The following is a 12,917-nucleotide window of genomic DNA, read 5'->3' on the forward strand; positions in this document are numbered from 1 at the left end:
GCGCCCCAGCCTCAAACCCCACCCCAAGGAGCCACTGTGAGCCAATCCGTATCCTCGTCCGCCCCCAATCCGGTACGCCGTGTCGCGTTCCTGGGCCTCGGCGTGATGGGCCATCCCATGGCCGGTCACCTCGCCAAGGCCGGGCTCGACGTCACGGTCTACAACCGCACCGCTGAAAAGGCCGCGCAATGGGTCGCCGAATACGGCGGCCGCGCGGCCGCCACGCCGCGCGAAGCGGCCCAGGGCGCAGATCTGGTGCTCGCCTGCGTCGGCAACGACGACGACCTGCGCAGCATCACGCTCGGCACGGACGGCGCCTTCGCCGGCATGGCGCGCGACGCCGTGTTTGCCGACCACACGACCGCCTCCGCCAACGTGGCGCGCGAGCTTTCGGCCCAAGCCGCCGAACATGGCCTGCATTTCATCGACGCGCCCGTGTCGGGCGGCCAGGCGGGCGCCCAGAACGGCAAGCTCACGATCATGTGCGGCGGCGAAGCCGCGGCCTTCGAGCGCGCGAAGCCCACGCTCGCCCACTACGGGGCGGCCGTGACGCTGGTGGGCGCGGCGGGCGCCGGCCAGCTCGCCAAGATGGTCAATCAGATCTGCATCGCGGGCCTCGTGCAGGGGCTTTCCGAGGCGATCAACTTCGGCGAGCGCGCCGGGCTCGACATGGCGCTCGTGCTCGACGTGATCGGCAAGGGCGCCGCCGCGAGCTGGCAGATGGACAACCGCGGCAAGACCATGATGGCCAACAAGTTCGACTTCGGCTTCGCCGTGGACTGGATGCGCAAGGACCTCGGCTTCTGCCTCGACGAAGCCAAGCGCAACGGCGCGGCGCTGCCGGTCACGGCGCTCGTCGACCAGTTCTACGGCGACGTGCAGCGCCTGGGCGGCAGCCGCTTCGACACGTCGAGCCTCATCTGGCGCCTGCGCAAGCTCGACGGCGGCGCATAAGACGTACCCGCGCGGCCCTCGCAAGGCACCGGAAGCCCCTGGGTGCCTTCAGGGCCGCCGCATGCCCTGCCTCACGCCTCACACCCCGCGAGGCTCAGCGCCACCAGCGCAGCGGGCGCCGCAGCGTGTGCCGTTCGAGCCGCACCGTCGGCATGCTGTCGAGGAACGCGAAGGCCCCTGCCTCTTCCGGGCCCATGCGCCGCTCGCGTTCCTCGTCGGCCTCGACCGTGCGTGAGGTATCGATGAAGAGCGCCGCGACGATGCCCAGCGCCAGCAATCCGGCCGAGATCATGAACGGCACGTTGTAGCTGCCGGTGTGCTGGATCAGGTAGCCGAACACGACCGGCGACACCATCCCCGCAATGCCGAAGCCCGTGTTCATCATGCCGCCCGCCGTACCCGCGTACTTGCCGGCGATATCGAGCGGCAGCGTCCACAGCACCGGATTCGTGATCTCCAGGAAGAAGAACGAAGCGGAGAGGTAGAGCACCGCGACTATCGGGTTCGCGACAGACACCATCGGCAGCAGGAAAATGAGCGAGCCGCCCATGCCCGTCACGAGCACCGAGCAGCGCGCGAAGCGCAGCCGGCCCGTCAACTTGTAGATCCGGTCGGAGACCACGCCGCCGAGCGTATCGCCCACCACGCCCGCGAGCAGCGGCAGCGCCGTGAAGAGCGCGAGCTGCTTGAGGTCGAAGCCGCGCGACTCCTTCAGATACGACGGCAGCCATGTGAGATAGACCCACAACAGCCAGCCATAGCAGAAGTCGACGAACGTGACGAGCCACATGCGCCGCACGAGCTTGCGCCACGGCGTCGCCGCGCGCTTCGCGCGGTCGCAGTCGCCCTTGCAATAACCGATCTCGGCGGTCTCTTCGGGCGTGACGCGCCGGTTCTGTTCCGGCGAATTCGTGAACACGAACAGATAGAGCACCGTCCACATGAGGCTCGCGATGCCGAGCAGGATGAACGCGTCGCGCCAGCCGCCTGCCACGACCACCGCGAGCACGAGCGGCGGCGTGACCGCGCCGCCCAGGCGCGCGAAGCTGTGTGTGATGCCCTGCGCGAAGCCGCGTTCGCCCACCGGCATCCAGTACGTGAAAGCGCGCGTGGCCGTGGGGAACGCCCCGCCCTCGCCCACGCCGAGCGCGAAGCGCAGCCCCACGAGCATCGCGACACTACCGGCAAAGCCCGTGGCGAGCGTCGCCGCGCCCCAGATCAACGAAAGCACGGTGAGCACGATCTTCGGACCGAACTTGTCCGAAAGCCAGCCGCCGATGATCTGCATGACGGCATAGGGATAGGCGAATGCGGAAAATACCAGGCCGAGCTGTACCGCGCTCAGGCCCATTTCGTGGCGGATCAGCGGTCCCGCGACCGCGATGTTCACGCGGTCGATGTACGAAATAAAGTACATCAGGCACATGACCGCGAGAATGATATGGCGCGTCTTGACGCGCTGCGCGTGCTGCTTCATGTCGTCGTCTCCTGAGTCTCTCTTTTGTGTCGCCGGGTCGGATGCGCGCGTAGGCGCGCGAGGCGCGGTCGTGTATCAGCCCGAGGGCGTCACGAGCTTCAGCCGCTGGACCTTGCCCGAGGGGCCGCGCGGCAGTTCGTTCACGAAGCGGAATTCTTTTGGTGTTTTGTAGCGGCCCAGTTCGCGCAGGCAGTGCTCGCGCAGGGCGTCCGCGTCGGGCGCGCCCTGCCAGTGCGCCTCGCGCGCCACCACGAACGCGACGATCTCCTGCCCATAGGCGGGGTCGGGCACGCCGACGGCCGCCGCGTCGAGCACGCCCGGATGGCGCAGCAGCGCCTCGTCGATCTCGCGCGGCGCGATGTTCTCGCCGCCCTTGATGATCAGTTCCTTCGAGCGGCCATTGATATAGAAGTAGCCTTCGTCGTCGCGATAGCCCAGGTCGCCGGTGCGCAGCCAGCCATCGGCGGTGAACGCCTTCGCCGTGTCCTCGCCGCGCTTGTAGTAGCCGCGCATGACCTGGGCGCCGCGCAGCACGATTTCGCCGCACTCGTTCGGTCCGCATTCACGGCCGTCACGGTCGATCACGCGTGCTTCGCCGCCCGATGGCAGGCCGATGCTGCCAATGCGGCGCCGCGATGCATCGTACGGATTGCTAAAGACAGGCGCGGCGGTCTCGGTCATCCCCATCGTTTCGATGACGCCGATACCGAAGCGCGCCTCGAACGCGCGATGATGGTCGGCGGGCAGCGCGGCCGACGCGCTGCGGCAGAACTTGAGCGCCGAGAGGTCGAGTCCGCTCGGTTCGTCGCCGTTGAGGAGATAGGCGACGATGGTCGGCACCACGTTGATCCACGTGCAGCCGTAGCTGGCGGCGTCGCGCCAGAACGTGCGCCCGGAGAAACGCGGCGTCAGCACGACCGAGCCCGCGTGCCAGAGCGGCGCAAGCAAGGTCACGACGAGCCCGTTGATGTGATAGAGCGGCAGCGATGCCAGCACGCGGTCGTCGTCGGCGAGCCGGTGCTCGAGGCTGATATTGCGCGCGTTCGCATGGAGGCTTGCGTGGCTGAGCAGCACGCCCTTGGGCGCGCCGGTCGTGCCCGAGGTGTACATCAGCAGGGCGATGTCGGCCGCATCGGGCCCGGACCGGGCTTCTTCCACGGGCGCGGATTCCAGGGCCGGGAGGCCCGCGAGGCTCGCCGCCGTCGGCACAGCGCTCGCCTCATGGGCGGCCACAGTTTCGAGTGCGGGCAGCACCGGCAACGCAACGGCATCCGGCTGCGTGCGCACGAGCGCGATGTGGCGCGACATGCCCTGCTCGCGCAGCGCGGCGAGCGCCGCTGCGAGGGCGCCGCTGGTCTGCGCGCTCGCGAAGATCATCCGCGTATCCGAGTGCTCGACGATATAGGCAAGCTGGGACGCCTGGCAAAGCAGGTTGAGCGGATGCGCGATCAGTCCGCTGTACATCGCGCCGAGCAGCAGCGTGGCAGTCTGGATGCCGTTGCCCATCAGCACGGAAACGACATCGCCCGGCTTGAGGCCGGCGTCGCGAAAGCGGCTCTCGAGCGTGCGGCAACGCTCGAGCAGCGCGCCAAAGGTCAACGTCGCGCCTGCCGTGGCGCTCTCGGCGACTGCGCCGGCGTCTTCGCTGGCGCCTTCGTCGGGCGCGGCCAGCAGGAAGGGCTTGTCCGGATACTGTGTGGCGCGGGTTTCGATCAGCGCGCGGATCGTGGCGGGCGCGCTCATGGGCCGAACCTCCGGAAATAGTCGCCGAGCAAGGTGTCGAGCTCGGGAACGCGCTCCGTGATGGGGTACGCCACGCGCGTGACATTCAGGTACTGGCGAAAGCCGAGATTGTCCGAGAAGTTGTTGCGCCCCCAGGTCCCACAGCCCATCGAGAGCGAGAACGGCAGGCCGTTGTCGAAGTTGCCGCCCGTCGCGAAGCAATGCGCCTGGTTGACGATCACGCGCGCCACCGGCAGCGTCGAACCCAGCGTCACGGCTTGATCCGGATCGTCGGTGTGCAGGCCGACCGAGTGACCCGCTCCCATATACGCGTAGAGGCTGCGCACGATATCCGCCGCAGCGTCGAAATCGCGCGCGCGATAGACCGTGAGCACCGGCGCGAGCTTTTCGCCCGAAAACGGGTGCGCCGCGCCGATGCCGCTCTCCTCGACCATCAGGAACGCGCCTGTGTGCGCCGCGACCTCTGCCACCTCGTCGAGGCCGGCGGCGCGCGCGATCTGCGCCGCGGATTTAGCGGTGCAACGCGACGAGAGCTTGCCGTCGGTCCACATCGCCGCCTGCAATTGCGCCTTCTGCTGCGCGTCGAGCAGCACGCCGCCAGAGGCGGCGAGTTCGTGCAGCATCGCGTCGTAAACCGCCTCGTCGATCACGACGCTGTTCTCCGACGAGCAGCTCGTCGCGTTGTCGAAGGTCTTCGACGCGGCGATCTTGTACGCCGCATCGCGAAGGTTCGCCGTGCGCGTCACGATCGACGCCACGTTGCCGGCCCCTACCCCGAAGGCCGGCGTGCCGCTGGCGTAGGCCATGCGCACATTGGCCTGAGAGCCCGTCGCGACGACGAGGTCGGCGTCGCGCATCAGGGCCGCGGTGGCGGCCTTGTCCACGGGCGCGGGCAGCATCTGCACGAGCGCCGGGTCCAGCCCCGCCTTGGCGAACTGGGCGTGGATGAAGCCGATGAGCGCCTCGCACGCGCCATAGCCCTTCGGCGAAGGCGCGACGATCACCGCATTGCCGCATTTGAGCGCGTTGACGATCTTGTTGGCGGGCGTCGCGGCCGGATTGGTGGAGGGCGTGATCGCCGCGACTACCCCCACCGCGCGCGCGATTTCGACGATGCCTGTGGCCTCGTCACGCGCAATCACGCCGCAGGTCTTTTTCCCATGCAGGTCGCGCAGCAGCCCGAGCGTCTTGCGGTAGTTCTTGCGGAACTTGTCGTCGGCGTTCCCGAGTCCCGTGTCGCGCACCGCCAGCTCGGCTAGCTCGCGGTTTCGGCCGGGCTCCATGATCGCCCACGCGGCTGCTGCTGCAGCGGTGTCCAGGGTTGCCTGTCCGGCGAACTCGAACGCTTGCTGCGCCGCACGCGCACGCGCCACGAGCGCGGCGATCTGCGGGGCGGGCGCCTCGGGTTTGCCCGCACCGGCGGCGTTGGCGACGGTCTCTCTCACATTCATCGGCGCGCTCCGATCAAATAATTGGCTGTACTGCCAATCTATTCATCGGCGCGTGAATGCGAGTCCCGATTCCCGCGCAATCAAAGACGCACGACTATCAAGGCGCGGAATATGCGATTTTCGGGACTTTCACCAGTCCCGAAAATCGCATTGGAAGATGCACAATGACGGGAAGCTAGCGTCGATCGCACAAGGCAAGCGACGCAGGAGACAAGCGTGTCCACCTCGAACCAATCGAATGCGGCGGCAGTGCGCGCGTTTCGCGTGCTGGAAACGCTAGCCCAGGCGGGCCGTCCTTTGGCGATGACGGATCTGGTCGATGCGCTCGGCTTGCCCAAGCAGACGGTGCACCGAATCCTGGCCCAGCTCACCGACGCGTGGCTCGTCACACGCGGCGCCAACGACAAGCTCTACGAATGTTCGGCACGCGTGAGAATGATGGCGGTGAACGTGCTGATGCACGCGGGGCCGGCGGCGGCGCGGCACTTGCTGCTCGAGCAGCTGGTCGAAAAGATTGGCGAGACCTGCAATCTCACCATGCTCGCCGGCAACGACGTGGTCTATGTCGACCGCGTGGAGACCGAATGGCCGCTGCGCATGCATCTTCAGCCGGGCTCGCACGTGCCGCTGCACTGTTCGGCAAGCGGCAAGCTGCTACTGAGCTTTTTGCCCAAGGAGCGGCGCGACCGTATGATCGACACGCTGCCGCTGCGCGCCCACTCGGAGCAAACGATCACCGACCGCGAAGCGTTGCGCAAAGAGCTGGCGGTGACGCGCCGGCGGCAGCTCGCGATCAACAATCAGGAGCATTTACAGGGTTTGATCGCGATCGCCGTGCCCGTGATGCTGGACCGCAACCGTGCGTGCGCGGCAATCGCCGTCCAGGCGCCGGTTGGGCGCGTCGCGCTCGACGACCTGCTCGCCTTCGTGCCCGACCTGAGGCATGCCGCAACGGAAACCGCGAAAACGTTCCGCGAGTAGAGGGACGTGGAGCGCGCGAATTATGAACGCTGATAGTAGAGATTCTGCGGATGCCGCGCTTCAGCAAAGAAAAACCAGCGCTCCGCCACCAGGCCCGCGTACTGAATCACAGCCGCCAGGCAAAACACCGCGAACGAGAGTCCAACGGATCGAATGCCGCCGCCGATCGCCACGAGGCAGAAAGGAGCGAGGAACGCCGCGATCAGGAACGTCCACTTGATGCGTTTGAGCGCGCCTGGCGTCTTGCCGTGAAAGAACTCGCGCAGATTGAAGGCGCCTGCCGTAAACCCGCGCGACTTCTGCTCGACGCGTTCCGCGCGAATGCCGGTCGCACTTTGCACAGTCGATTTCGGACGCAGACGCGCATTGCGGACCAGCGAGGCCGTGCGCGACGCGCAGCCCGCCAGCGTCAACACGCATGCGCAGACGGCGAGCGGCACCGCCATGGCCGGTGCGAATCTCGCGGCGCACGCGGTTGCGAGCGTGAAGCCGGACGCGCAGCCGAGCAAGACGAAATTGACCAGCGTGAGCGGCGTCGCCCATTCCTGGAGAAAGCGCAGGCAGGCGTAGATCATCGCGGTGCACACGAACAGCAGCAGGCTCGCGACGACAGCCACGCCCCCTATTGCCAGGGAAAACGGGGCCCCTAGCAGGTGCGCGAGACCATAGGCAAACGTGCAGGCCAGAAACGCGGGAAGACAAAGGCATTCGCGCGACAGCCACGAGGTACGCCACATCGCAATGGCCCGCCAAGCCCGCTCGGGATGGCCGAGATGGAAGAACGACGCCACGAGCCCCAATGCGCCCAGCGCGCACGAAAGCGCCGCACCGACGACATAGAACATCGCCGGAACCGCTGCCACGTCGCCGAAGCCGAGCCGTTGCGCCAGCTCCACGCCGACGAGCGCGATCAGCAAGCCCTGGCCCGCGCCGCTCAGCGTGGTGAGAAAGACCACGGAAAATGCCGGATTCATACCGTTCTCCACTCTACGATTCGGGGTGCGCCATGCGGGCGCGCTGGCGTGCTCATACGCGCGTGGCGACCGACGCGAGATTGAGCGCGCCGTGTTCGACCTGCGCTTCCAGCGTATCGGTCTCCCCCGCGCCCGCTGTCTTGCACGAACACGAGCCGCTACCGCAGGACGTCACCGGTTGACGCGGTAAATAGTGATTCGACGGCCGGGTTCCCCACTCGGGCATCAGCTGATAGCCGCCCCGTTCGCGGATCGCCTTCGACACGACCGACTCCGGATCGTGAATGTCGCCAAAGAGGCGCGCCGAGGTCGGGCACGCGAGCACGCACGCGGGCTTGCGGTCGCGCTCCGGCAGCGCTTCGTTGTCGATGCGGTCGGAGCACAGCGTGCACTTGGTCATTTCCTTGCGCGCTTCGTCGATTTCGCGCGCGCCGTAGGGGCAGGCCCACGCGCAGTACTTGCAGCCGATGCAGCGGTCGTAGTCGACCAGCACGAGGCCGTCTTCCTTGCGCTTGTAGCTTGCCCCGGTCGGACAGACCGGCACGCACGGCGGGTCCTCGCAGTGCAGGCAGGACTTGGGAAAATGAACGGTGTCGGCAAGCGGAAACTCGCCCGCTTCGAACGTCTGCACCCGGTTGAAGAACGTGCCCGATGGATCGGCGTCATACGGGCGAAAGTCGGCGAGACTGCCCGCCTCGCCCGACGTGTTCCATTCCTTGCAGCTCGTCACGCACGCGTGGCAGCCCACGCAGACGTTCAGATCGATCACGAGCGCCATCTGTGTCATCGCATGCTCTCCGTTTCACTTGCGTTGCGCGGCTTTCGCAAGACGCTCGGCAAACTCGCCGCGCCCGGCGAAATACGTTTGCACGACGCGATGGATGAAGCCCCCCGCGCCACCGGTGCCGACGGCGCCCGGCAGCGCGGGCATGGGGGCGAACTGCGGCAGCGTGTGGTCGGCGTGCGCCTCCGCCGGATAGATGCGCACGCGCACGTCGTACCATGCGGCCTGCCCCGTGATCGGATCGGAGTTCGACGTGCGCGTGTGACCGGCGCGTTTGACGGGAATCTCGTCGGCGATCAGGTGGTTCAGCAGGAAGCCGCGCTGCGACTCGTTGGCGTCGGGTCCGAGATTCCATGCGCCCGCCGACTTGCCGATGGCGTTCCATGTCCAGACCGTACCCGGCTCGACCGCTTCGCTGTAGCGCGCGAGGCACCGCACCTTGCCCCATTGCGATTCGACGTAGATCCAGCCGCCGTCCTCGATGCCCTGCGCCGCCGCCGTGCGCGGATTCATGTACAGATAGTTCTCGCCATGAATCTGCCGCAGCCAGGCGTTCTGCGAGTCCCACGAGTGGTACATCGCCATGGGACGCTGCGTGACGGCCGCGAGCGGATACTGCGCGTGATCGGTCGCGTCGTGCTCGAGCGGAGGATGCCAGAACGGCAGCGGGTCGAAGTATTGCTCGATGCGCGCGCGCAAATGCTCGGGCGGTTGCCGGCCCTTGGTCTTGCCTTGGGCGGCGAGCCGGAACTTCTGCATCACGTCCGAGTAAAGCGCGATGACGATCGGCTCGTTGAACTTGCGAAAGCCCTTTTCGACAGCGAAGTCCAGATAAGGCCCGTTGCAGTTGCGCATGTACTGCAGCGACTCGGGCAGCGTGTAGTGGTAGACGCAGTTGTGCTTCGCATACTCCTCCCACTGCCGCGGGTTCGGTTCGCCAACCAGCGCCTTCTCGCCGTCCTTGCCGCGCCAGCCGATCAGGAAGCCCACGCCGGAGCCCGGCGCCGTCTGGTGATTGATGATGAAGTCCGGATAGTCGCGGTATTTGCGCGTGCCTTCGGGCGTCGTGAAAGCCGGCAGCTTCAGGCGGCTCGCCAGCTCGACGAGCACTTCCTGGAACGGCTTGCATTCGCCCGTCGGCGGGACGACGGGCACGCGCACGGAGTCCACCGGACCGTCGAACTCGGAAATGGGCCGGTCGAGCATCGACATCGCGTCGTGGCGTTCGAGGTAGGTCGTGTCGGGCAGGATCAGGTCGGCGAAGGCCGTCATCTCCGACTGGAACGCATCGCACACCACGATGAACGGAATCTTGTACTCGCCGTTCTCGTGCTTGTCCGCGAGCATCTTGCGGACTTCCACCGTGTTCATCGACGAATTCCACGCCATGTTGGCCATGAAGATCAACAGCGTATCGATGGGATACGGATCGCCCCGCCACGCGTTCGTAATGACGCTATGCATCAAGCCATGCACGGCGAGCGGATACTCCCACGAAAACGCCTTGTCGATGCGCACGGGCTCGCCCTTGGCGTCGATAAACAGATCTTCCGGCGCGGCGGGCCAGCCCAGCGGACCATTCGCGAGCGGCGTGTTCGGCTTCACGTCGTGGGGGCTGTTGGGCGGCTTCGCCGAAGGCGGCACGGCGCGCGGATACGGCGACTTGTGCCGGAAACCGCCGGGCCGGTCGATCGTGCCGAGCAGCGACATCAGCACGGCGAGGCCGCGTATCGACTGAAAGCCGTTCGAGTGAGCGGCGAGCCCGCGCATGGCGTGGAAGGCAATGGGCGCACCCGTCACGGTTTCGTGCGTTTCGCCCCAGGCGTCGGTCCACTGAATCGGCAACGTGACCTTTTGATCGCGCGCGACATCGGCCATTTCCTGAGCCAGCCGGCGGATCGTGGCGGCGGGAATGCCGGTGATCTGCGCCGCCCACTCGGGCGTGCAGTCGGCAACCTGCTCGCGCAGCAACCCGAACGATGGCGCGACCGGCGTGCCGTCTGCGAGCGTATAGCGCCCTTCCAGCGCGGGACGCACGCCCGGCGCATGATGCGGCACTTCGCGCTGACTCGCGGCGTCCCACCAGAGGTGATTCTGCGGAAACAGCGGATTGCGCACTTCGACCGCCGGGTCCTGCACGAACAGGCCGTACGTATCGCTGTCGGCGCGCATATCGAGCAGTTCACCGGCATTCGTATAGCGCTCGACGAACTCGCGGTCATATGCATTCTGTTCGATCAGCTCACGCATGAGCGCCATGAACAGCGCACCATCCGTGCCGGGACGGATAGGCACCCACTCATCGGCGATTGCCGCGTAGCCCGTGCGGATCGGATTGATGGCGATGAAGCGGCCGCCCGCGCGCTTGAACTTCGAAATCGCAATCTTCAGCGGATTCGAGTGATGGTCCTCCGCCGTGCCGATCATGAAGAACAGCCTCGCGCGGTCGAGGTCCGGTCCACCGAACTCCCAGAACGAGCCGCCCATCGTATAGATCATGCCGGCCGCCATGTTCGCCGAGCAGAAGCCGCCGTGGGCCGCATAGTTTGGGGTGCCGAACTGTTTGGCGAACAGGCCTGTGAGCGCCTGCATCTGGTCACGGCCCGTGAAGAGCGCGAATTGCCTCGGGTCGGTCGCGCGCAAATGCGCGAGGCGCTTTTCCAGCATGTCGAACGCCGCTTCCCACGAGATGGGCTCGAACTGGGCGGTGCCGCGCAAGGCGTCCGGTTTGCGCAGCAGCGGTTGCGTGAGGCGCGCCGGCGAATACTGCTTCATGATGCCCGACGAGCCTTTGGCGCAGATTACGCCCTGATTAAGCGGATGCTCGGGATTGCCGTCGATATACCGAACCTCGCCGTCGCGAAGATGCACGCGTATGCCACAGCGGCACGCGCACATGTAGCATGTCGTGGTCTTGACCTCGAGCTTTTCGTTCTGCGTGCGGGGCTGATGTTCCATCGCTCCTCCAGATGCGCTTGCGGTGCGGCCGCACAAACACTGTGCGGACAATGAATATCGTATAAATGAGCGGCAAATAGAAAAACTCGCAATTTGCGATCTCATTCATCAGCCCGCCCGATAGTTGCGGGCCGCGCGCGGGGATTGGCGTCTGGATTCGAAGCTGGACAGGGCTGCGGGGAACGCGGCGGCGCAGCGCTTTACGCGCGGACCAGCGTGGGTTGCTCCGCTTCATGACCGAACAGGAGATCGACGATTTCCCGTGTCGGCACGCTGGTAATCAGCGTAGAGACCTTCTGGGGACGAAACCATCGGCACCTTAGAATCTCGTTATTCGGCATAGGTCTCGCGTCGTCGTGCAGCACGGAGAAAAAGACGTGGTGCCGCTTGTTGAGTCCGCCAAACTGGAACAGGTATCCCAGCTCGCAGCCCTCGAGCGTCGTCTCTTCATTGAGTTCACGTACGGCAGCGTCCGCCGGCGACTCCGCGCGCCTGATCGTGCCGCCGGGCAGCGACCATCGCGATCGCCCCCGTTCGACGAGGAGAATCCGTCCTTGCTGCCAGCACACGACAGTTGCTCGTTCTTTCATGCTTCGCGTTTGATGATAGAGGCCCTCTGTTTCGTATGAGTCGATCGTTGTTCCGCCTCGGGTAGCAAGCATCGAGCCCGAAGTCAGGTCGATACGGGGTCGGTACTAAACAGTGCATCGAGGAGGTTCGACGCCGGACGGTCGGCGAGCCGCGCCAGCGACTCGATCATGCGGACCCGGCAGTCGGCAAGCGCAATCGCGCGGACGCCCGGCGAGCCACCGAACTCCGTACGCGCGATGACACCCACGCCAACGCCCTGCGCGATGGCGGTTTGCAATGCTTCGCGACCTTCCACGTACAGCACGGGACGCACTTGCAGGCCCTTGCGCACCAGCTCCGCTTCGAGCAGTTGCTGCGTGACGGATTGCGTTTCGCGGAAGATCATCGGTTCGCGCACGAGCGCCTCGTAGCTGAGCGCTGCCTGTGTGGCGAGCGCGCTGCTGGCAGGAACGACGGCGGCAAGCGGCGCCTCGCACAGCACCCGCGTTTCCAGGCCGGCATGCACGACCCGCGCGGCAGAGATCGCGGCATCGACAACGCCGGCCAGCACGCGCTGCATGCACTCGGTCGCGTTGGCCACCGAGAGTTTCACCACGATCCCCGGATGGCGCATCCGGAACGCGCCGATCAGCCTCATCGCCAGGTCCGGTGCATCGGCAACGAGGGAAAGCTCGCCCGACTCGAGCTCGCCCGCGGCTTCGAGCAGGCGGCGGGCATCGCGCTCGCAGGCCACCATCTGGCGCGTCACCGCGTAGAGGCGCCGGCCGAGGTCCGTCGGTTCGACACCCCGCGCGGTGCGCTCGAAAAGTCGTACGCCATAGTCCTGTTCGAGGCGCCGCACGTGATCGGAAATCGCCGGCTGTGTCAGCGCAAGCGCACGGGCGGCCTTCGAAAAGCCGCCCTGCTCCGCCACCGCATGAAATGCCCGCAATTGCGCGTAATGCATGTTGCCACCCTGGGAGGACGATGCCGTTGACCCGCTCGCGTGCAGCCCTTCAGTTGCC

The 12,917-nt window shown here is 66.3% G+C and carries 10 protein-coding genes; 2 read left to right on the top strand and 8 right to left on the bottom strand.

Annotated features, from left to right (window positions below):
* Positions 1 to 36 precede the first annotated feature (36 nt).
* Positions 37 to 954 carry an NAD(P)-dependent oxidoreductase gene (locus tag ACOJB8_RS05210; RefSeq protein WP_069267243.1) on the top strand — a complete coding sequence of 306 codons (918 nt, stop codon included), beginning with the start codon at positions 37 to 39 and terminating at the stop codon, positions 952 to 954.
* A gap of 94 nt (positions 955 to 1,048) precedes the next feature.
* Here ACOJB8_RS05210 and ACOJB8_RS05215 read toward each other — a convergent pair whose 3' ends face one another.
* The 3 genes from ACOJB8_RS05215 to sauS all read right to left on the bottom strand — a co-directional run bounded on the left by ACOJB8_RS05215 (position 1,049) and on the right by sauS (position 5,625).
* Positions 1,049 to 2,431, bottom strand: a complete 1,383-nt coding sequence (locus ACOJB8_RS05215; protein WP_475011324.1) for an MFS transporter — start codon at positions 2,429 to 2,431, stop codon at positions 1,049 to 1,051.
* Between the two features lie 75 nt (positions 2,432 to 2,506).
* Complete coding sequence (locus ACOJB8_RS05220) at positions 2,507 to 4,174, bottom strand: AMP-binding protein (RefSeq protein ID WP_475011326.1); 1,668 nt, start codon at positions 4,172 to 4,174, stop codon at positions 2,507 to 2,509.
* Entirely contained in the window at positions 4,171 to 5,625 is a 1,455-nt protein-coding gene (gene sauS, locus ACOJB8_RS05225) for an acylating sulfoacetaldehyde dehydrogenase (RefSeq protein WP_475011327.1), read from the bottom strand. The genes ACOJB8_RS05220 and sauS overlap by 4 nt, the downstream gene beginning before the upstream one ends.
* A gap of 216 nt (positions 5,626 to 5,841) precedes the next feature.
* Between sauS and ACOJB8_RS05230 the strand changes: the two genes are divergently transcribed.
* Entirely contained in the window at positions 5,842 to 6,606 is a 765-nt protein-coding gene (locus ACOJB8_RS05230; RefSeq protein WP_342948041.1) for an IclR family transcriptional regulator, read from the top strand.
* A gap of 20 nt (positions 6,607 to 6,626) precedes the next feature.
* On the opposite strand, the gene ACOJB8_RS05235 is transcribed toward ACOJB8_RS05230, so the two are convergent.
* From ACOJB8_RS05235 to ACOJB8_RS05255, 5 genes are all read right to left on the bottom strand, one after another.
* Positions 6,627 to 7,580, bottom strand: a complete 954-nt coding sequence (locus ACOJB8_RS05235; protein WP_475011328.1) for a dimethyl sulfoxide reductase anchor subunit family protein — start codon at positions 7,578 to 7,580, stop codon at positions 6,627 to 6,629.
* Positions 7,581 to 7,632: 52 nt separating this feature from the next.
* On the bottom strand, positions 7,633 to 8,367 hold the full coding sequence (locus tag ACOJB8_RS05240) for a 4Fe-4S dicluster domain-containing protein (protein WP_475011330.1): 735 nt from the start codon (positions 8,365 to 8,367) through the stop codon (positions 7,633 to 7,635).
* A gap of 15 nt (positions 8,368 to 8,382) precedes the next feature.
* Positions 8,383 to 11,322, bottom strand: coding sequence for a molybdopterin oxidoreductase family protein (locus ACOJB8_RS05245; RefSeq protein ID WP_475011333.1), 2,940 nt, complete (start codon positions 11,320 to 11,322; stop codon positions 8,383 to 8,385).
* Positions 11,323 to 11,522: 200 nt separating this feature from the next.
* Positions 11,523 to 11,912 carry an NUDIX hydrolase gene (locus tag ACOJB8_RS05250; RefSeq protein ID WP_342948045.1) on the bottom strand — a complete coding sequence of 130 codons (390 nt, stop codon included), beginning with the start codon at positions 11,910 to 11,912 and terminating at the stop codon, positions 11,523 to 11,525.
* An 83-nt stretch (positions 11,913 to 11,995) separates the two neighbouring features.
* Complete coding sequence (locus ACOJB8_RS05255; protein WP_069267234.1) at positions 11,996 to 12,859, bottom strand: LysR substrate-binding domain-containing protein; 864 nt, start codon at positions 12,857 to 12,859, stop codon at positions 11,996 to 11,998.
* Positions 12,860 to 12,917: the final 58 nt, after the last annotated feature.

Source organism: Paraburkholderia sp. BR10141 (assembly GCF_056155635.1).